This is a genomic window from Qipengyuania oceanensis (assembly GCF_009827535.1).
GTDB lineage: Bacteria > Pseudomonadota > Alphaproteobacteria > Sphingomonadales > Sphingomonadaceae > Qipengyuania_C > Qipengyuania_C oceanensis.
Genome location: NZ_WTYN01000001.1, coordinates 183070 through 203185, shown reverse-complemented (window position 1 = coordinate 203185; position 20116 = coordinate 183070). Strand labels below are relative to the sequence as shown.

Here is a 20116-nt window from a genome sequence, read left to right as displayed (position 1 = left end):
GAGGCTCGACAAGGCTGCTGCCCGTGGATAGTCCGCTGGCAGGTTTCACAATGCAACGGAGTAACGGATGACCCTTCCCGCCCCCTTCGACCGCCTGCGGCTGCCGATCATCGGATCGCCGCTGTTCATCGTTTCGGGGCCCGAACTGGTCATCGCGCAATGCAAGGCCGGGATCATCGGCAGCTTTCCGGCGCTGAACGCACGTCCGCAGAGCCTGCTCGACGAGTGGCTGCACCAGATCACCGAGGAACTGGCCAAGCACAACCGCGAGAACCCGGATCGCCCGGCAGCGCCATTCGCGGTCAACCAGATCATCCACAAGTCGAACGACCGGGTCGATGCCGACATGGCGACTTGCGAGAAGTGGCAGGTGCCGATGATCATCACCTCGCTCGGCGCGCGCGAGGAGGTGTTCGACGCCGTCCGCAACTGGGGTGGGATCACCATGCACGACGTCATCAACGACCGCTTCGCGCACAAGGCGATCGAGAAAGGTGCGACCGGGCTGATCCCTGTTGCCGCAGGGGCCGGCGGCCATGCAGGCACGCTGTCACCGTTCGCCCTGATGCGCGAGATCCGCGAATGGTTCGACGGGCTCGTCGCGCTGTCGGGCTCCATCGCGCACGGTGCATCGGTGCTTGCCGCGCAGGCAATGGGGGCGGACTTCGGCTACATCGGCAGCGCCTTCATCGCGACCGAGGAAGCGAACGCGAACGAAGGCTACAAGAACGGCATCGTCGAAGGGCGTGCGGACGGCATCGTCTACACCAACCTGTTCACCGGCGTGCACGGCAATTATCTTCGCTCCTCCATCGAGGCAGCCGGCATGGACCCGGACAATCTCCCCGAAAGCGATCCGAGCAAGATGAATTTCGGCAGTGGCGGCAACACCAAGGCCAAGGCGTGGAAGGACATCTGGGGCTCGGGTCAGGGTGTCGGCGCGATCAAGGCGGTCGGAACGGTCGAGGACATGGTCGCGCGGATGGAGCGCGAGTATCACGAGGCGAAGGCCGCCCTCGACGCGAAGTCTGCCTATCGCTCCTGGGCGAGCTAGGTCGCGGACCAGAGCCGCTCGGCCATGTCGTCGAGCACGGAGAAGTCGAAACCCTTGCCCAGCGGATCGTTGGCGTGAAGCCGCAGGTAGTCGACGCACGGTGCGAGGAGTTCCGCGCGCAGGTCCTGCTGGAGCGCAGCGAGACGCTGCAAGGTTTGGATACCGGCGCGCTCCCTGTCCCGACGCATGGCGAGCGACCAGGCTATTTCGATCTGTCCGACACGCTCGATGACGACCGCGTTGTAACCGCGGTGCGGCCCACGGTGGAGCGGAAGGCCGAGGCGCAGCACTGCCTCTTCCTTGGCGGGTAGCAGCAAGCCGTTGAGCCGGAAGTCCTCGAAGCCGATCGCGCGCGTAACAAGACACTCGAACAGCTTGGCGAACGCATCTATTCTCAACAGCTGACGCGGCAGCAGGTGATGCCGCTGCAAGGCGGCATCATGCGTCGGCTCGCCACGGCGATTGACCGCGCGAAAGGGTAAGCTGCCGCGCCTCCTTCCGGGCCGGGCAGCCAAGGGTTGCGACCCCATTTATTGTCCTGTCAGATAGGTCTCACGCGAACGAGATTGCCCGACCCGTCGGGCCTCAACTCCAGTTGGCGGCCGTCCGGCCCGACGATGACTTGTGTTTCTTCCAGCGGGCCGTGCAACACCAGCTGGTGCACCAGCCGCATGGCGAGCCGGGTGGCACTGGCCAGATCGCTGCAAAGTTCGACCGGCAGGACGACTTCCTGCCCGGTGAAGAAAGACAGCCCGATGCTGCGCAGCGCCCCGTCCTCGTCGGTAGAGAAAGCCGACAGGCCGAGCGCGGGAAACGGCCCGCCTTCGATCCAGGAGTTGACCGTGGTGGCGAAGAAAGATGGCCCGGTGACGCTGCGCGATGGCAGCCAGTAGAAGCCGGCCACTTTCCCGACGGCGTCGGCGAGGCGAACCGCAAGCCCGGCCATGGCCTTTGCGACCACCAGGCTGTTCGCGCCGCCCGCAAGATGGGGACCGGGCGCCAGTCCGATTGCTTCGAAGTCCTCGATCTCGATATCCGCCGGACAATCGATGCGGAATGCGAAAGGTGGCCCGCTGACGTGGGGGCCCGGCGCGAGACCGACGAGGTCGAACGTCAGTCCGTCGACCAGCAACTCCATCCAGGCGTTCGCGTCGCTTTCACCTCCGTTTTCCCCGGATGCGGACCAGCTGGTCCCCTCGCTGCTCTGGGAGGCACCGGGATCGAAGCTGATCGATGCATTCGGGACGCGCGAAAGCGCCGCGCGGATTGCCACACGGTCTGGCCTGTCCGATTTGGCGAAGAGCAAAATCAGCCCGGCAGTCTGTATACGCCCGTCCGAAATGGCCCCGTTCCTATTCGCCGTGACCCTGTCCCAGTCCAGAGAACTCTTGCCGACTTTTGGTCCAAGGGTCGAGTCTCGGGCCAGTTACTTCATCGTAATCGGATGCAACTCTTCAGAAGATGCCCTGGGCGAGCCCTTCCGCCAGCCCCTGACCGATATCGCGCGCCTTTCGGATTACGGCACTGTCCAGGTGTTTGGGCGCGTAGATCCGTTCGGGAGTTTGCGCATCGGTGTTGGCGATCAGGGGCTCGGTTATCCGCCTCAGGCGCCACCCGGTCGCGATCCTGTCCAGCTGTCGTTGCGCGCCCTCGCCATCGGAACCCGCCGCGATCAAGGTGGCGTATGGGCGTCCCTCCAACTTGCCCAGCACGGGGTAATAGCACCGGTCGAACATTTCCTTCATCTCGCCGCTCATTGTGGCGAGGTTCTCCGGACAGGCGAAAACGTAGGCCGAAGCTGCCAGCAGGTCCTCGGGCTGCACCGCCGATGCCCGCAGTAGCCGGCCCATGTTTCCAGTCCCTTCCGCTGCGGCTCTAGCGAGGCTTTCGCTTGCTCCGGTGCGGCTGTGCCACGCAATCAGGATCGAGGATGTTTCCGCCATGGGAGCGACGATTTCCCCGCGCCTGTCGATTGTCAATCACCAGCCTGTTTAACCCGGGCGCCCGGTCGACTAGTAATGTCCCATGGCAACCCGTCTCAAATCTCTCGTGTTCGGTGTCGAGCGCTCGCTCTCGGGCAAGGCCTGGACCTGGCGAGCCGGCAACATGGATCTGGGAAATGGTGCGGGCGGCTCCGACGACCTGGTCACCCAGTTGCTGCGATCGCGCGGCGTGGCCGACCACGAGCTGGAACGGCATCGCAATCCGACGCTGCGTGGATTCCTGCCCGACCCGTCGATCTTCCGCGACATGGACCTCGCGGCTGAGCGCATCGCACAGGCGATCCTCTCGCGCGAGGCGATCACGGTCTATGGCGACTACGACGTCGACGGGGCCACGAGTGCTGCCCTGCTGATCCGGCTTTTCCGGGCGCTCGGCCACGATGCGCGCTACTACATTCCGGACCGCCTGCTCGAGGGTTACGGACCCAGCGGGGAAGCGCTCGTCAGTCTCGCCGAGCAAGGCTCCAGCCTGATCGTGACGGTAGACTGCGGAGCGATGGCCTACGAAGCGCTCGAAATGGCGCACGAGGCCGGTGTCGACGTCATCGTCGTGGACCACCACAAATGCGCGAGCGAGCTTCCCAAGGCCGCAGCGCTGGTCAATCCCAACCGGCTCGACGAGTGCGACGAGGCTGCGGCGCACGGCCACCTGGCCGCGGTCGGGGTGGCTTTCCTGCTTGCCGTGGCACTGGTTCGCACGCTGCGCGCAAACGGGTTCTTCGACGACCGGCCAGAGCCCGATTTGATGGGCCTCCTCGACTTGGTTGCCCTCGGCACGGTGGCGGACGTGGCGGCATTGCACGGGCTCAACCGCGCATTCGTGACGCAGGGCCTGAAGGTCATGGCACGGCGCGGTGGAATCGGCATGGCCGCGCTGATCGACGCCAGCCGGCTCCAGCGTGCCCCGCGTTCGAGCGATCTCGGCTTTGCACTGGGCCCGCGGATCAACGCAGGCGGGCGTGTGGGCGAATCGACCCTGGGCGTGCGCCTGCTCACGACAGAGGATGGCAACGAGGCTGCAGGCATTGCCAGCCAGCTGTCCGCGCTGAACGACGAACGCCGCGCGATCGAGGCGGAAGTGCAGCTGGCCGCCGAGGCGCAGATCGCAAGCCAGCACAACCGCGCCGTGCTCGTCCTGTCGGGCAACGGCTGGCATCCGGGCGTGATCGGAATCGTGGCCGGGCGGATTAAGGAAAAGACGGGCAAGCCGGTGCTGGTGATCGCCCTCGACGAGGAAAGCGGCCAGGGCAAGGGTTCGGGCCGCTCGATCTCGGGCGTCGACCTCGGTGCGGCCATCATCGCCGCGCGCGAGGAAGGGCTGCTGGTGGCAGGCGGTGGACATGCGATGGCGGCCGGCCTCACCATCGAGCGGGCGAAGCTTGATCCGCTGGCCGAGTGGCTCGACAGCCGGCTGGGGCGCGCAGTCGATAAGGCAATGCAGGACCAGACGATGCAGTTAGACCTGTCGGTCGCCCCCGGTGGCCTGACGCCGGAACTGGTCGATACACTCGAAAGTGCCGGACCCTACGGAGTCGGCTGGCCGGGGCCGCGCGTGGCGGTCGGCCCGGTCCGCATAGTGAAATGCGACATCGTCGGCAGCGATCACGTGAGGCTGATCGTTTCGGGCGACGATGGCAGATCTCTCAAGGCGATCGCGTTCCGTGCTGCTGAGAGTGCGATGGGCCAGGCCCTGCTGCACGGTGCCGCCGGTCGCAAACTGTGGCTGGCCGGGCGTGCGAAGATCGACGACTGGGGCTCGCGCCCGCAAGCGGAACTTCATCTGGAAGATGCTGCTTGGGCCGATTGAGCCACGGATGCCAAAAACCCGCCAGAGGAAGCTTGACGCGGCTCCCATGCGCCCCTAATTGCGCCGCCACGCCACCGGCCCGATCGGATTGGCCCCTTCGTCTAGCGGTTAGGACGCGGCCCTTTCACGGCTGAAACACGGGTTCGATTCCCGTAGGGGTCACCATCGGCCGGGGCGTCTTCCACTCATCTGGAACGGCCCCTTCGTCTAGCGGTCAGGACGCGGCCCTCTCACGGCTGAAACACGGGTTCGATTCCCGTAGGGGTCACCAGCTTTCGACAGTTGCGTGACGGTTGCGCCTTGCCCCCATGTGCGAGCCAATGGCATCCCGGCTGGCGATGCAAGCGCGCCTTCTCTGCCTGTCCACAACGGTGCTGGCCTTGGCGCTCGCGCTCGCGAGTGCACTGCTCCAGCCCGATCGCACCGATGCACCAGTCGGCCTCACTTCCCTGGCAGCCACGACGAGCGACCTTCCGGAAAACCGCGACACCCAGCTTTATCGTGCAATCGCGGCACGCGTTGCCGCAGGAGAGAATTATTACGAGGTCGCCGCCGAGTTGCATCGGGAGCGAAGCTATCCGCTTTTCCCCTTCTTCACCGTTCGCCTTCCGACGCTCGCCCACGTAAACGCTGCTATCGGTTCGAGCGGGCTCTTCGTCGCGGCATGGCTGCTGCTACTGGGCGCGATCCTTGTCTGGTTCAGGGCTCTTGCAGACCATGGCCTGGTTACGCGCACGCTGGCTGTTGCACTGCTGGCTCTGGGCGGCGCGGCAACGATCACACCAGCTGCGATCGTGCTCCACGAATTCTGGTGCGGCCTGCTGTTGACCATCGCCATGGGATTCCAGCCCCGCAAGGAGTGGCCAATGCAGGTCGCATTCGCGGCTGCCGCTGTATTTGTGCGCGAGTTTGCAGTGCTGTTCCTGCTGGCGATGGGGTTCCTCGCCCTCATCGAGCGGCGCTGGCGCCAAGTCGCTGCGATTGCCGGAGTGATCGGGCTTTTCGCAGCGTTCCTGGCGCTTCATTACCTCGCCGTCGTCGAGGTGCGGCTGCCTGCCGATCTCCAGTCTCCCCCCTGGACCGGTTTGCGTGGCCCGACCGCGCTCGTCCAAGACCTGGCTAGAGTTAGCTGGTTGGGTCTGTTGCCAATTCCGCTTGCCGCGCTTCTCACCTTTCTACCCCTTGCCGGCTGGTCATCTTTGGCGCGCCCAATGCTGCCGATCCTCTGGTTCGCCGGTTTCGGCGCGGTAATCGCGCTGTTCGCACGACCGAACAACGAATACTGGATCCTGACGATGCTGCCCGCTTATCTGGTCGGGCTGGCGATGATCGGATCGACATGGCGGTGCATCATGCAAACCGGTATCTCCCGTGGAAGGGCTGGCGGCGCAGCGGCGTTTGACTCGATTCAGTCATGATCGCCCGCTAAGGCGCGCAGGCGATGGTGAATCAGCGCACATTTCCCTGGCCGGGTTTCGCCCTGGCCGTCGCTGCGGCCATCGGGCTGATCGTGTTCGGCGTACGCTGGGACATATCGCTCGTCGTGATGGCGCTGTGGATCGGCTCGCTCTACCTCGTCTCGGGCAAGCCCCCGGAAAGTTCTCGAAAACCGTCCGGGTCCCCGTTCACCCGCGATTCGATGCAAAGCCTGACCGAGCTGTCGGGAACTCCGTTTCTCCTGATCGAAGGTTCGAAGATAACTTCGGCCAACCTGCAGGCGCGCAGGACGCTGGGCGGACACATCGTGGGCCAGGACCTTCGCGTCGCATTCCGCCAGCCCGATGCGGTGAAGTTCCTCAATTCCGGTCGCAACGGCTCGATCGTGGTCAGCGGCCTCGCCCGGCGTCACGACATATGGCAGATCAACCGGCAGGAACTCGCCGAAGGCCTGTTCCTCATCGAACTGATCAACAAGACAGCCGAGGCCGACATCAGCCGCGCCCACACAGACTTCGTCGCCAATGCGAGCCACGAGCTGCGCACGCCGCTTTCGTCGATCATCGGTTACGCGGAAACCCTGCGCGAAGGGAACGGCGAGATCGAGGCCGGCATGTCGCAGAAGTTTCTCGACACGATCCTGCACGAGGCCAAGCGCCTGCAGAACCTGGTCAGCGACCTCATGTCGCTATCGAGGGTGGAAGCCGAAAAGCACGATCTCCCGCGTGAGCCGGTCGACATGCGGCCGCTCGTCGAACGGGCGGCGCGCGAGGGTGCCGGCCCCAAGCGGACCGACCGACTCGAACTCGATCTCGAAGGGTCGCTTACGGTCCATGGCGACACGCAGCAGCTGGAACAGCTCGTCCGCAACCTAGTCGACAATGCGCTCAAATACGGCGGCACCGGCGAACGGGTAACCGTGAACTTGTCGCGAACTGCCGAGGAAGAGGCACGCCTGCAGGTGACCGATCGCGGCCCGGGCATCGACGCAGAGCACCTGCCCCACCTCACGCGCCGGTTCTACCGGACCGATCCGGGGCGCAGCCGGGCCTCCGGCGGAACGGGTCTAGGCCTTGCGATCGTGAAGCATATTGTGGAACGCCACCGCGGCCGGCTCGACATCTCCAGTGCGCTGGGTCAGGGCACGACGGTGACCGTGAGGATCCCCCTCGCCGGCACCGAGCGGGAGGATGTGTCATGAAACTGTCACAAATCACCGCCACCCGTCCGGACCATAGCCTGCGAGAAGCCGATTTCGGCGCCACCTCCACCAGACAACACCATACCCGATGTCATTGACAGTTCTCCTCCTGCTGGCGCTCGCCCTGGCCCTGTCCGGCTGGCTGGCCGCCCGCGCGCGCGCCTGGAATTTCCAGGCGTCGAGCCAGACCGGACGAATCTCCTCGCGCCCGAATTACCATGGCTGGTACGTCGCCTTGTGGATCGCCATCCCGGTCGTGGCCTTCCTCGTGGTGTGGAGCATAATCGCACCGCAACTGGTCCTGCAGTCCGTCCTCGCCTCGCCGGCGGCGAGCGATCTTCCGGCATTCGGCCTTCAGCGCCAGACCCTGCTGTCCGAGGCGCGTTCTGTCGCCACAGGCGCGAGCACGGCCGTCTTCAATCCGGCAGCGCGCGATCTGGTCGAACCGTTTCGCTCGGCACTCGGGTTTTACAACTGGGTCGGGATAGCGGTCACGCTGGCGATCGCCCTGCTCTGCGGATCCTGGGCGTTCCTGCGGCTCAAGCCTGACTTCTCCGCACGTACCAGGGTCGAGCGCACGGTCATGTCGATCTTGCTCGTCGCTTCGCTGGTCGCGATCCTGACGACCCTCGGCATCGTCGTGAGCCTGATCTTCGAAACCGTCCGGTTCTTCGGCATGGTGTCGCCGATCGACTTCCTGTTCGGCACCCATTGGGGCCCGGACCCGATGGCGAACCCAGCCAATCCGGACGCGAGCCGATATGGCGCGATCCCGCTTTTCTGGGGTACGATCTTCATTGGGGCGATCATCGCCATGATCGTCGCGATCCCGCTCGGCCTTATGAGCGCGATCTACCTCACGCAGTATGCCGCACCGAACGTGCGCAAGTGGGTGAAGCCCGCGCTCGAGATCCTCGCCGGCGTGCCCACGGTGGTCTACGGGTATTTCGCCGCGTTGACGGTCGCGCCCGCGATCCGCGACACGGCGCTTGCCCTGGGCGCCAGCACTCCCTCGAGCGAAAGCGCGCTAGCCGCAGGCCTGGTGATGGGCGTTATGATCATCCCCTTCGTCTCGTCGATGGCCGACGATTCGATCGCCGCCGTGCCGCAGGCGATGCGCGACGGCAGCCTCGCGATGGGGGCCACCACTTCGGAGACCATCCGCCGTGTGCTCGTGCCCGCCGCCCTGCCCGGGATCGTCGCCGGCGTGATGCTGGCGATCAGCCGCGCGATCGGCGAAACGATGATCGTCGTGATGGCGGCATCAACGGCGGCCAATCTCTCGGCCAATCCACTCGAGGCGATGACCACCGTGACCGTCCAGATCGTTGCCATGCTGACCGGCGAAGGCAGCTTCGACCACCCGGCCACCCTCAGCGCATTCGCGCTCGGCCTGGTCCTGTTTCTCGTGACCCTGGGGCTGAATTTCATCGCCCTGCGCGTCGTCAAGCGGTTCCGCGAAGCTTATGAGTGAGTTCGTAGCCCCCACCCGCACGCCAGCCTTCGAGGCACGGCTGAAGCAGCGCTACAAGGCGGAGCGACGTTTCAAGGCGCTCGGCCTGGCGGCGATCCTGTTCTCGATTGCGGTTCTTCTGTTCCTGCTCGGAACGATGACCATCAACGGCGTCGGCGGTTTCCAGCGTGCGGAGCTATCCGTTCCGATCGACTTTACCGAGGCGGGCCTCGCGGGAGACAGCGGGAGCCTGTCGGAACCCGATGCGGTTCAGAACTTGCAACGGCAGGGTCTGCCCGAAGTCGTCGATTTCTTCGCCGAACAATCGCTTGGCGCGGATGGTGCCGAAGAACTCAACGGACAAGCGTGGCGAATTGTCGGCGATGCCATCGTGGCCGATCCCGGGATCCTGCAACGCGAGGAAGTATTCGAGTTGCCGGCCAGCGGCAATCTGGCAGCGGGCCTCGAAGGCGAAGGTTCGCCGGAAATGCAGGCGCTGGCCAAGCGGCTGTCCGACCAGGGCGTTCTGGGCAAGTCGTTCGATTCCGGCTTCATGAGCCGCGCCGACGCTACAGACCCGCAGATGGTCGGCATCTGGGGCGCGCTCAAGGGATCGATCCTGACCATGATCGTCACCCTGCTGCTCGCGTTCCCCATCGGTGTTCTCGCCGCTCTTTATTTAGAGGAGTACGCGCCGAAGAACCGCTGGACCGACGTTATCGAGGTGTCGATCAACAACCTCGCAGCGGTCCCGTCGATCATCTTCGGCCTGCTCGGCCTGGCGGTGTTCCTGACGCTGTTTCCGAACTTGCGATCGGCCCCGCTGATCGGCGGCATGACGCTGGCGCTCATGACCATGCCAGTGATCGTCATCTCGGGTCGAAACGCGATCAAGGCCGTGCCGCCCAGCATCCGCGATGGCGCGCTGGCCATCGGCGCGAGCCCGGTGCAGGTCGTCTTCCATCACGTGCTGCCGCTCGCCCTGCCCGGTATTCTTACCGGCACGATCATCGGCATGGCCCGCGCGCTCGGTGAAACCGCGCCGCTGCTGATGATCGGGATGCGCGCTTTTGTCGCTTCCCCGCCCGACGGTTTCACGTCTCCCTCCACGGTGCTGCCAGTGCAGATCTTCCTGTGGTCCGATGAGATCGATCGCGGCTTCGTGGAACGCACCAGCGCTGCTATCATCGTGCTCCTGCTGTTCCTGCTGCTGATGAACGGCCTCGCAATCTACCTCCGCAACAAATTCGAGAAGACCTGGTGACCTTAGTCCATCCCAATCTCGAGGAAACCGACGCCAAGATGAAGGCTCGCGATGTCTCCGTGTATTACGGTGACAAGAAAGCCATCGACGAGGTTTCGATCGACATTCCGACGAAATACGTGACCGCCTTCATCGGCCCCTCGGGTTGCGGCAAGTCGACCTTCCTGCGTACGCTCAACCGCATGAACGACACGATCCCCTCGGCACGGGTCGAAGGGGAGATCATGCTCGACGGCGAGGATATCTATCGCTCGAAGATGGATGTCGTGCAGCTCAGGGCACGGGTCGGCATGGTTTTCCAGAAGCCCAATCCCTTCCCCAAGTCGATCTACGACAACATCGCCTACGGTCCCAAAATCCACGGGCTGGCCGAGGGCAAGGACGATCTCGATGCCATCGTCGAAAGCTCGCTGAAACGGGCGGGCCTGTGGAACGAGGTCAAAGACCGCTTGCAGGACAGTGGCACGGCCCTCTCGGGCGGCCAGCAGCAGCGCCTGTGCATCGCTCGCGCCATCGCGGTCGATCCCGAAGTCATCCTGATGGACGAACCGTGCTCGGCACTGGACCCGATCGCCACGGCGAAGATCGAGGAACTGATCGACGAGCTCAACGGCCGGTTCGCGATCGTGATCGTCACTCACTCGATGCAGCAGGCCGCGCGCGTCAGCCAGAGAACGGCCTTCTTCCACCTCGGCAAGATGGTTGAATATGGTCGCACAACGGACATATTCACAAATCCGCTCGAAAAACGGACGCAGGATTACATCACAGGCCGGTACGGATAGGACACGGGCGATGCAGGAACACACGGTCAAGGCCTTCGACGAGGACATCACGAAGCTGCGCGGCCTGATTGCCGAGATGGGCGGACTTGCCGAAGTGGCGCTCCACCAGGCGATGGAAGCCCTTGTCAAAGGCGACGACGATTTGTCCGAACTGGTCGTCAAGGGCGACAAGAAGATCGACGCGCTGGAAAGCGAGATCGACAAGCTGGCCGTGCGTATCATCGCACTGCGTGCGCCGATGGCGGACGATCTGCGCGAAGTCATCGCCGCCCTCAAGATCGCCGGCGTCGTCGAACGCATCGGCGATTATTCCAAGAACATCGCAAAGGCGAGCCGCGAGATCGGACAGCGCAAGCATTTCGAGCCGCTCACACTTCTCCCGGCAATGGCGGACGTCGCGGGCGACATGGTCCACGAGGTGCTCACCGCCTATGCGGCGCGCGACCCGATCCTGGCCCGCGAAGTCATCAAGACCGACGAGAAGGTCGATGCCTTCTACGATTCGATCTTCCGCAACGTGGTGACCCACATGGTCGAGAACCCGGCGACGATTTCCAGCGCAGCCCAGTTGCTGTTCGTCGCGCGCAACATCGAACGGATCGGCGATCACGCGACCAATGTCGCGGAGATGGTCCACTTTGCCGCGACCGGCAACTACCCAGCCGACGAGGAAGACTGAACCCGACTTCGGTCATATCGGTGTCGCGAAACCGTAACAGCAGGCTGCTCAGTAACACAGGCACCTGCAGGGAACTGAGAACGTGACGTCGCCCAAGCTTATCCTCGTCGAAGACGATCCGGCACTCTCCGAGCTGCTGCAGTTCCGGTTCGAGAAGGAAGGCTATTCGGTAAGAGCCACGCCTGATGGCGACGAGGCGTTGGTGATGGCGCGCGAAGACCAGCCCGACCTGATGATCCTCGACTGGATGATCGAGGGAACAAGCGGAATAGAGGTCTGCCGCCGGTTGCGCCGGGACAAGCTCACTTCCCACCTGCCAATCATCATGCTCACCGCGCGCGAATCCGAAGACGATCGCGTCCGCGGGCTCGAGATCGGGGCAGACGACTATCTGACCAAGCCTTTCAGCCCGAGGGAGCTACTGGCGCGGGTTGCTGCCGTCATGCGGAGAATCCGCCCCGCGCTTGCCGGCGAGAGCGTCCAGGTCGGCGACATCATCCTCGATCCTGTCGCCCACAAGGTCGTCCGGCAGGGTCAGGCACTGCAACTCGGTCCGACCGAGTACCGGCTGCTCAAGTTCTTCATGGAGAGCCCGGGCCGCGTGTTCAGCCGCAACCAGTTGCTGGACGGCGTCTGGGGGACCGGCAGCGACATCGAACTGCGAACGGTCGACGTTCACATCCGCCGGCTTCGCAAGGCGATCGAGATCGATGGGGCGACCGATCCGATCCGCACGGTCAGGAGCGCGGGATACGCTCTCGAACCGGCTTGAGGATATTACCTATTTGACCGGGTCTCGGCCGGTGCCTTACAAGGGCGCTCAACGATAAGGTCGCAAACCAGACAATTTCGGGGAATTGAATATGAGGAAACTAGTTTCTGCCGCCGTGGCGGCTGGCTTGCTGGCCGGGACTTCGGTCTCCGCCAGCGCCGCTCCGGCCATGGACCGCGCGAGCGCTCCGGCCGCCGAATCGAACGAAATGGGCGATGCCCTGGGCCTGCCCGCCATCGTGCACATCGCGCTGCTGGCCGGGCTGGTGATCGCGGTCTTCCTGATCATCGATGACGACGATGATCCGGTAAGCGCTTGATTCGCTTTGTCGAACAAAGAAAGGCTCCGCTGCGGCGGGGCCTTTTTTTCATCCTATCGACAGACGCTGCCCCACCCTCTGTCCGCCTGGTCTAGGTGGAAATGATCGGCATGAGCCTCGTTGTAATCAGGCGACAGTGTCGTGGCGAAAGCGTCGCATGCGCCATCGCGCAACTCCCGAAGGAAACTGGATTTCGATCCCGGCTCGTCCCAGTCTGAGAGCACGCTGATCTCGGTACCGTCGGAGAGGACGAAACCTGAAATGTCGATCGCGTTGGCGGTCGCGTGCTCGCTCCAGGGTCCGCTGTCGCGGCCGTAGAGCCGTCGACAGGAATAAGCTCCAAGGTGACGGATCGAAGCAACGGGTTGGTCGAAATGCCGCTCCGCCACAGGCTGCACCGTATCGCGCTCCCACAGATACAGCGCCACTGCCGCAGGACAGGTGATCGAAGGCGTATCGGGCGAGAGGGGAAGATCGCCAAGCCGTGTCCGGTCCGCGCGCAGGCATGGTCCCTCGCCAGCAGGCGGCTGCACTTCGAACTCTATGCCGCTGCGCTCCAGGACCGCACGGCACAATCCCGGGTCGCCTTGCAATGCGTCAAGCTTGGCCTGCGTCGCCCAAACGACCGGGTCGTTCAGATCGAGCGGGGCGCGCGGATCGTGTTCGGGATGCGCGAGCAACCAGCCATGCGCGCCGGCTGCGACCGCTAGGACGCAAAGCATGGAAATGAGCGCCCGATCCCACCGGAACCGTCCGACGCGGCGCGACAATCGAAAGGCATTCGTGCGATTCATTCGCTCGATAACGACCGGCGCCGGTCAAGGCTCCCCGGGATTCAGCATGACATCTCGTCGAGCCGCGTCTTGACTGCGGCAAGGTCGGCATCGAACAGTTCCGACTGGCGATCGCGCGCCTCTCCCTCCAGCCTCAGCAGGTAAGACGGGTGGGCCGTGATCCAAAGCTCGCTTCCATCCTCGAGCGTGATCGGCGTTCCCCTGGCCTTGGTAATGCTCACCGTCTTGCCGAGCACGCCGCGCGCAGCACTGGCACCCATCGCCAGGACGAGCCTGGGCTGGACGATCGCGCGCTCGCTTTCAATCCACCAGCGGCAGGTATCGATCTCGCGCGCCGATGGCGACTGGTGGATACGCCGCTTGCCGCGCTGGACGTATTTGAAATGCTTGACCGTGTTGGTGACGTAAGCTGCCGACCGGTCGATCCCCGCCTTTGCCAAATGCACATCGAGCAACTGGCCCGCCGGTCCCACGAAGGGTCTGCCCTGCTGGTCCTCCTGATCGCCCGGCTGTTCGCCAACGATCATCAGCGGCGCGCCCTGCGGCCCCTCGCCCATGACCCCTTGATTGTTGAGCGCACCGATCGGGCACTTGCGGCACCCCTCTATCGCACGCGCGATCGCCGCGAGAGATTCCGGCCGATCTTCGAAATCGAGCGCCCCCGCCGCGACCATTTGCGCCTCGCGCCTTTGCGCGCCTGCGATGAGGTCGGGAATCAACTCTGCCTCGGGCATGTTCTTCCAGTATTTCTTGGGCATTTCGCTCAGCATCGAGCCGACCTTCAGCCGCGCCGGATTGAAGATGGACGCGTAATACTTGCGCCACAGGTCTTCCGTCGGATCGCCGTCCGGCGCGTCGCTACGCTCGGCCGGCGGGCCCTCCGATACGGTCTCGCAGTCCCAGTGGAGCGAACCACGCGGGGTCAGGATCGACCATTTCATATTGGCGAAGCGTCTGACGAAGAAACCGGCGTTGGCGCGCAGGATATGATGTTCGGGCTCGAACCAGGCGACGTACCGTTCGCCTTGCGCATCCTCCACTTCGCGGAAGCGCACGAAGGCATGCATCTTGTGACTGTCTCGACGCACGTTCTTGTCGAGCTCCTCCAGACGTCGCACGTCGAGGTCGGCCTTGTCTTCCATCAGCCGGGGACTGGCCTGCAACCGCCACAGGACACGATACAATAGCGCAAACCGCTGCGGATCGCTGTGCAAGGCAGCGTTGCGCGCCAGGCTGACGAAGCGCCGGTTGGCCCTGACGATCGGCGCGTCCGGCGCTGGCAACGGCAAACCGGCGCGCCCACCGCCGAACAATTCGCCACTCGCTCCCGGTTCGCTCCAGACGATCGATGCGGGCGCGACGCCGGCCTGCACGAAGATACGGGCCTTGTCCCGCCATGCGTCGAAATCGTCGGGCCGCTCCAGCTCGACCAGCCAGCATTCCGATGCCGGGTCTTTCGCGAGCCTACTCATGCGGTGAACAGTTCGAACTGCTCCTGCTTCGGCGCGAGCAAGGCGCGAAGATCGGCCCGATCGGTCAACATCACGGGACGCCAGTCGACCGTACAGATAAAGGGCCGGACTTTGGTGATGCTCTGGGTGAGCAGTGCCACGTCATCGAGGCGCAGGGTCCTGTGCCGCCTGCTGGCGAGGATCTTGTTCACCGCTTTCACACCGAGCCCGGGCACGCGAAGCATCTCCTCTCGCGAGGCGCAGTTCAGATCGACCGGAAACCGTTCGCGGAACTTGAGCGCCCACGCGAGCTTCGGATCGATGTCGAGCGGAAGGTTGCCGTCCGCCTCGGTCGCCTGCATCACCTCGCCCGGCTTGTAGCCGTAAAAGCGCATGAGCCAGTCCGACTGGTAGAGACGATGTTCTCGGATCAGCGGGGGACGTTTCAGCGGCAGAACCGCGCTCGCGTCGGGGATCGGGGAAAAGGCGCTGTAATACACCCGGCGCAAGCGGAAATTGTCATACAACCTGCTCGCCTTGCCGACGATGTCCGCATCGGTCGCGGCGTCCGCGCCGACGATCATCTGCGTCGACTGTCCGGCAGGCGCAAACCGCGGCGCATTCCTGAACCGCTTCCGCGCATCTTTCGCCTCGATGACATCGTTCTTTACCTTGCCCATCGCGCCTTCGATTTGGCGCGCATCCTTGTCGGGGGCGAGCCTCGTGAGACCGCTGTCGGTCGGCAATTCGACATTGATCGACACCCGATCGGCGTAGAGACCGGCCTGGTGAACCAGTTCCGGATCGGCTTCCGGTATCGTCTTCAGATGGATGTAGCCGCGAAAATCATGCTCTTCGCGCAGGATCCGCGCGGTCTCGACCAATTGCTCCATCGTATGGTTCGAGCTCTTGATGATCCCCGACGAAAGGAACAGCCCCTCAATATAATTGCGGCGATAGAAACTAAGGGTGAGGTCCACCACTTCCTGCGGCGTGAAACGCGCCCGTCGCACGTTCGAGCTCTTCCGATTGACGCAGTAGTGGCAGTCGAAAATGCAGTGGTTCGTCAGGAGAATCTTGAGCAGCGAAATGCAGCGACCATCGGGGGCATAAGCGTGGCAGATGCCCATCCCCTCGGTCGAACCGATGCCTTTCGCGCTTCCCTTGGAATTGCGCTTTGCGGTTCCGGATGACGCGCAGGAAGCATCGTATTTCGCCGCGTCGGCGAGAATCCCAAGTCGTTCGATGATCGATGGTGCGCCCATTTGTTCTATATACGTTCTCACAACGACAACGCCAACAGTTTTGTCGGTGTCTGAACGGGCGTCAGGTGTAATTCCGCGCAAATGCCGGAACTGAAGCCGTTTTCCGACGGTTGGAGCGGCTCAAGGAGACTATTCAATGCCGAATCTGCAAACCAAGGACGATACTCGACTGCGCTACAAGGAACTGGGCGAAGGACGCCCCGTCATTCTCATCCACGGCTGGCCGCTGTCCGGCGACAGCTGGGATCCGATCATGATGAAGCTCGCCGAAAACGGCTATCGCGCGATTGCGTATGACCGACGCGGCTTCGGCCGGTCCGATCATGCGAAGGCAGGCTACGATTACGATACCTTCGCGGACGACCTTGCCGACGTCATGGCAGCAACCGGTGCAACCGAGAATGTCGCGCTCGTCGGCTTCTCGATGGGTGGCGGCGAGATCGCCCGCTACATGTCGCGCCACGGCGGAAAGGGCGTCACGCAGGCCGTACTGGTAAGTTCGGTCGTGCCCTTCATGCTCAAGACCGACGACAATCCCGAAGGCGTCCCGCAATCGACGTTCGATGAAATGGCCGAGGGCATGAAGGACGATTTCCGCGCCTTCTTCACCGGGTTTTTCAAGGACTTTTACGGCGACGACGTCAGCGATGAAGAACGTCACTGGGCCTGGCAGACGACGATGCAGGCAAACCAGTATGCAACCTTGCAGTCGGCCGATGCCTTTGCGACCACCGACTTCCGCCCGGACCTGCCGCATTTCACCGTTCCGACACTCGTCGTCCACGGGACCAAGGACGTGACCGTGCCGATCGATGCGACCGGCCGCGCAGTTGCCGACCAGGTCGAGAGCGCGTCGATCATCGAATACGAAGGCGAACCGCACGCGGTATTCGCCACGCAGACCGAGCGCCTTGGTGACGATATTCTCGAGTTTCTGCGCAAAGGTTGAGGCTCGAACATTTGGCAGGCTAGCGGTTATCGGACCGCCTACTGCCGCGTGACGATGAAGGGGCGCGTCCTGAAAGGGGCGCGCCTTTTTCATGTTAAATTGGCGACCCTTGATCGTGGCCAGCGAGGCGCCCTCAATCCGTTCTTAACTAAATTGCCCGAAGCCGGTCCGACACCATTTTTCGGGAGCACAGCATGGGCCTTTTCCGCGGTCAGACCACGGTTCGACCGTCCGAACGGCGATCGAGCGCGCGCTACCGCGTGGATTGCCAGGCCAAGCTCCGCATGCCGATGGGCGAGCGCCAGGGATGGCTCTACGATATCTCGCAGGAAGGCGCCCGGTTCACGACCAGCAACCCGCCGCCCACCGGAACATCCGGCTTGCTCGAGTGGGCCGGTTTCGAAGCCTTCGGCAAGATCATCTGGTCGAATGCAGAGGGCTGCGGCTTGGAGTTCGAGCGCCCGCTCTCGAGCGAGGTCATCGAGGCCATGGCTGCAAGGAGCGTGTCGCCCAGCGGACCGGTCGCCAATTTCGGAAACATTCCCGTCGCGCAAAAGGGACGGCGCAGCCTCGTTTCGCGCAACTGACCCTGCACCCCCGCGTCCGCTGGCCGCTTGTCGCCAACGATCTGCCGGACATTTGCGGAACCCGTTCTCTCTCCTGCTCGTTGCGTCGACAATTGATAAGGAGAAACCCATGAAACACGCTGAAGGCAATCCCGACGAACTGAAGAAGAAATTCTGGAAGGCGATGGCCGATTCCTCGTTCCTCTTCCTCGAGCTCGATGGCCAGCCGCAGACGGCCGTGCCGATGACGGCACAACTCGACAAGGACGCCAACAGCGCGATCTGGTTCTTCACCCAAACGAAGAGCGACTTTGCAAAGCTCGGCCGAGTGACTGCCACTTACGCTGGCAACGATCACAAGATGTTCGCCCGGTTCAACGGAACCCTAGCCGTCGAAACCGACCGCGAAATCTTCGACGATATGTGGAACAACTTCGTCGCCGCCTGGTACGACGGCGGCAAGGACGATCCCGATATCCTGTTTTTGCGGATGGACCTCGGCACTGCCGAGATCTGGGACGGCGACATGAGCCTGCTCAATGTCGGCAAGATGGCCCTCGGCATGAACGTCCACGACGATGCCGAAAAGAAGCACGTGACCTCAGTCGAACTGTAAGGTCAGCTCACCACGTCGAATGCATCAACGAAAAGGGCCGCTCCCGATGAAGGAGCGGCCCTTTTTTCTTGTCCGATTGCCGGATCAGTCCCGCCTGCTTTCCGGTGTATCGATCGGAATGGCGTGCTCCACGCCCTCGATGTCGTCGACCACTTCGACGATGCCGCGGCCCAGGTGGCTGTGGCTGCGGCTGTAACCGAAGTAGATCACGAAGCCGAGCACCGACCAGATCGGCAGCACGAACATGGCTTCCGACGGCAGGTTCAGGAACAGGAAGGCGCAGCCGAAGATCGTCAGCGGGCCAACCAGCCACAAGCCGGCGACACGGAAGCTGCGCTTCACGTCCGGACGCTGCTTGCGCAGCAGCATGACGGCGATCGCGACCATCAGGAAGGCGTAGAGCGTTCCGGCGTTGGCGATATCCGCGAGCTGGCCGACCGGGAAGAAGGCGGCGCCGACTGCAACGACGCAGCCGGTGATCGCGGTGACCACGTGCGGCGTGTGCCACTTGGGGTGCACCTTGCTGAGGAATTCCGGCAGCAGCCCGTCGCGGCTCATCACGAAGAAGATGCGCGTCTGCGCGAACAGCAGAACGAGGATGACGGACGGAAGCGCGAGGAAGGCGGCGATGCCGAGCATGTTGCCGACGCCCGAGAAGCCGATCTGGCGCAGGACGTGAGCCAGTGCCTCGTTAGAGCAGACCAGCGCCTGTGCGTGTTCCGGCATCATGCACTGGCGCGCCAGTTCTTCCGACCCGGCGGGGAACGGAATGCCGTTCGGTCCCATGATCGGCTGGCCGCCGATCGTGCCGACCGCACCGGCAGCGACGAGAATGTAGAAGATAGTGCAGAATACGAGTGAACCGACCAGGCCGATCGGCACGTTGCGTTGCGGGTCCTTGGTTTCTTCAGCCGCAGTCGAGACCGCGTCGAAACCGACGTAAGCGAAGAAGATCGTCGCTGCGGCACCGACCGCACCGACGCCCGAGCCGAAGCCGCCGAACAGGCCGGCGGGCAGGAACGGGTTGAACTTGTCGGGGTCGAAATAGGCGCTGGTCAGGGTCAGCGCGATGAAGATCGTCAGCGCGGTGACCTTGATGGCTACCAGCACCGCATTGACCTTCGCGCTTTCGCTGGTCCCGATCATCAGCAGGCCGGTGATCAGCAACGCGATGAACATGGCGGGCAGGTTGATGAACCCGCCTTCCGCGCCGCCGAGTACCAGTGGCCCGGCCGCGAGCCAGGCTGGTAGCTGTACGCCCATGAACTCGTTGAGGATCGTCCCGACGAAATACCCAGACCAACCGACCGAAACGGCGCTCGCCGCGATCGCGTATTCGAGCACCAGCGCCCAACCGACCGTCCAGGCGAGGAATTCGCCCATTGTGGCGTAGGAGTAGGTGTAGGCGGACCCCGAAACCGGGATGGTGGAGGCGATTTCCGCGTAGCAGAGCGCCGCCACGACGCAGACGGCGCCGGCGATGATGAACGCGAGCATCAGGCCGGGTCCGGCCTTCTGCGCACCGGCGGCGGTCAGCACGAAGATGCCGGTGCCGATGATGCAGCCGATGCCGAACAGCATCAGCTGGATCGCTCCGAGCGAGCGTTTGAGCGATTTCTTTTCCGCTGCCGCCAAAATGGCATCCAGCGGTTTGACGCGATCCAAGAGCATGGAGGAGTTCCCTTTCCCGACCGGTCGTTT

At 63.5% G+C, this 20116-nt stretch carries 20 protein-coding genes and 2 tRNA genes; 15 read left to right on the top strand and 7 right to left on the bottom strand.

Annotated features, from left to right (window positions below; all coding sequences use genetic code 11):
- The first annotated feature begins 67 nt into the window (after positions 1-67).
- Positions 68-1054: an NAD(P)H-dependent flavin oxidoreductase gene (locus GRI48_RS00980; protein WP_160670093.1), complete on the top strand. Its 987-nt coding sequence runs from the start codon at positions 68-70 to the stop codon at positions 1052-1054.
- Here GRI48_RS00980 and GRI48_RS00975 read toward each other — a convergent pair.
- From GRI48_RS00975 to GRI48_RS00965, 3 genes are all read right to left on the bottom strand, one after another.
- The gene (locus tag GRI48_RS00975) at positions 1051-1584 is read right to left on the bottom strand and encodes an AHH domain-containing protein (protein ID WP_160670090.1); all 534 of its coding nucleotides are present in this window, start codon (positions 1582-1584) and stop codon (positions 1051-1053) included. The two genes, GRI48_RS00980 and GRI48_RS00975, sit on opposite strands and share 4 nt — an antisense overlap.
- 11 nt (positions 1585-1595) lie before the next feature.
- On the bottom strand, positions 1596-2327 hold the full coding sequence (locus GRI48_RS00970; RefSeq protein WP_160670087.1) for a hypothetical protein: 732 nt from the start codon (positions 2325-2327) through the stop codon (positions 1596-1598).
- Positions 2328-2508: 181 nt separating this feature from the next.
- The gene (locus tag GRI48_RS00965; RefSeq protein WP_160670084.1) at positions 2509-2997 is read right to left on the bottom strand and encodes a flavodoxin family protein; all 489 of its coding nucleotides are present in this window, start codon (positions 2995-2997) and stop codon (positions 2509-2511) included.
- An 82-nt stretch (positions 2998-3079) separates the two neighbouring features.
- On the opposite strand from GRI48_RS00965, the gene recJ reads away from it, so the two are divergent.
- The 11 genes from recJ to GRI48_RS00910 all read left to right on the top strand — a co-directional run bounded on the left by recJ (position 3080) and on the right by GRI48_RS00910 (position 12774).
- The gene (gene recJ / locus GRI48_RS00960) at positions 3080-4864 is read left to right on the top strand and encodes a single-stranded-DNA-specific exonuclease RecJ (protein ID WP_160670081.1); all 1785 of its coding nucleotides are present in this window, start codon (positions 3080-3082) and stop codon (positions 4862-4864) included.
- A gap of 90 nt (positions 4865-4954) precedes the next feature.
- Positions 4955-5029: transfer RNA gene (locus GRI48_RS00955), tRNA-Glu, on the top strand.
- Between the two features lie 31 nt (positions 5030-5060).
- Positions 5061-5135, top strand: a tRNA-Glu gene (locus GRI48_RS00950).
- A 49-nt stretch (positions 5136-5184) separates the two neighbouring features.
- Positions 5185-6282, top strand: a complete 1098-nt coding sequence (locus GRI48_RS00945) for a hypothetical protein (protein WP_160670078.1) — start codon at positions 5185-5187, stop codon at positions 6280-6282.
- A 23-nt stretch (positions 6283-6305) separates the two neighbouring features.
- On the top strand, positions 6306-7502 hold the full coding sequence (locus GRI48_RS00940) for a sensor histidine kinase (protein ID WP_160670075.1): 1197 nt from the start codon (positions 6306-6308) through the stop codon (positions 7500-7502).
- A gap of 88 nt (positions 7503-7590) precedes the next feature.
- A complete protein-coding gene (gene pstC / locus GRI48_RS00935) occupies positions 7591-8976 on the top strand; it encodes a phosphate ABC transporter permease subunit PstC (protein ID WP_160670072.1) in 1386 nt (461 codons plus the stop codon).
- On the top strand, positions 8969-10219 hold the full coding sequence (gene pstA / locus GRI48_RS00930; RefSeq protein ID WP_160670069.1) for a phosphate ABC transporter permease PstA: 1251 nt from the start codon (positions 8969-8971) through the stop codon (positions 10217-10219). The genes pstC and pstA overlap by 8 nt, the downstream gene beginning before the upstream one ends.
- Positions 10220-10257: 38 nt before the next feature.
- On the top strand, positions 10258-11004 hold the full coding sequence (pstB, locus tag GRI48_RS00925; RefSeq protein WP_202389223.1) for a phosphate ABC transporter ATP-binding protein PstB: 747 nt from the start codon (positions 10258-10260) through the stop codon (positions 11002-11004).
- A gap of 10 nt (positions 11005-11014) precedes the next feature.
- Positions 11015-11683, top strand: coding sequence for a phosphate signaling complex protein PhoU (gene phoU, locus GRI48_RS00920; protein ID WP_160670063.1), 669 nt, complete (start codon positions 11015-11017; stop codon positions 11681-11683).
- Positions 11684-11765: 82 nt separating this feature from the next.
- Entirely contained in the window at positions 11766-12455 is a 690-nt protein-coding gene (phoB, locus tag GRI48_RS00915; RefSeq protein WP_160670060.1) for a phosphate regulon transcriptional regulator PhoB, read from the top strand.
- 91 nt (positions 12456-12546) lie between these two features.
- Positions 12547-12774, top strand: coding sequence for a hypothetical protein (locus GRI48_RS00910; RefSeq protein ID WP_160670057.1), 228 nt, complete (start codon positions 12547-12549; stop codon positions 12772-12774).
- 53 nt (positions 12775-12827) lie between these two features.
- On the opposite strand, the gene GRI48_RS00905 is transcribed toward GRI48_RS00910, so the two are convergent.
- The 3 genes from GRI48_RS00905 to GRI48_RS00895 form a co-directional block, all read right to left on the bottom strand.
- Entirely contained in the window at positions 12828-13496 is a 669-nt protein-coding gene (locus GRI48_RS00905) for an extensin-like domain-containing protein (RefSeq protein ID WP_237451673.1), read from the bottom strand.
- Between the two features lie 113 nt (positions 13497-13609).
- A complete protein-coding gene (locus GRI48_RS00900; protein ID WP_160670051.1) occupies positions 13610-15040 on the bottom strand; it encodes a UdgX family uracil-DNA binding protein in 1431 nt (476 codons plus the stop codon).
- On the bottom strand, positions 15037-16284 hold the full coding sequence (locus GRI48_RS00895; protein WP_160670048.1) for a putative DNA modification/repair radical SAM protein: 1248 nt from the start codon (positions 16282-16284) through the stop codon (positions 15037-15039). Before GRI48_RS00895 ends, GRI48_RS00900 begins: the two co-directional genes overlap by 4 nt.
- A gap of 136 nt (positions 16285-16420) precedes the next feature.
- On the opposite strand from GRI48_RS00895, the gene GRI48_RS00890 reads away from it, so the two are divergent.
- From GRI48_RS00890 to GRI48_RS00880, 3 genes are all read left to right on the top strand, one after another.
- Positions 16421-17233 (top strand): alpha/beta fold hydrolase, encoded by an 813-nt coding sequence (locus GRI48_RS00890; RefSeq protein ID WP_160670045.1) that lies wholly within the window; start codon positions 16421-16423, stop codon positions 17231-17233.
- A gap of 194 nt (positions 17234-17427) precedes the next feature.
- Positions 17428-17820: a PilZ domain-containing protein gene (locus tag GRI48_RS00885; protein WP_160670042.1), complete on the top strand. Its 393-nt coding sequence runs from the start codon at positions 17428-17430 to the stop codon at positions 17818-17820.
- Between the two features lie 109 nt (positions 17821-17929).
- On the top strand, positions 17930-18415 hold the full coding sequence (locus tag GRI48_RS00880) for a pyridoxamine 5'-phosphate oxidase family protein (RefSeq protein ID WP_160670039.1): 486 nt from the start codon (positions 17930-17932) through the stop codon (positions 18413-18415).
- Positions 18416-18499: 84 nt separating this feature from the next.
- Here GRI48_RS00880 and GRI48_RS00875 read toward each other — a convergent pair whose 3' ends face one another.
- Positions 18500-20086: an amino acid permease gene (locus GRI48_RS00875; RefSeq protein WP_160670036.1), complete on the bottom strand. Its 1587-nt coding sequence runs from the start codon at positions 20084-20086 to the stop codon at positions 18500-18502.
- Positions 20087-20116: the final 30 nt, after the last annotated feature.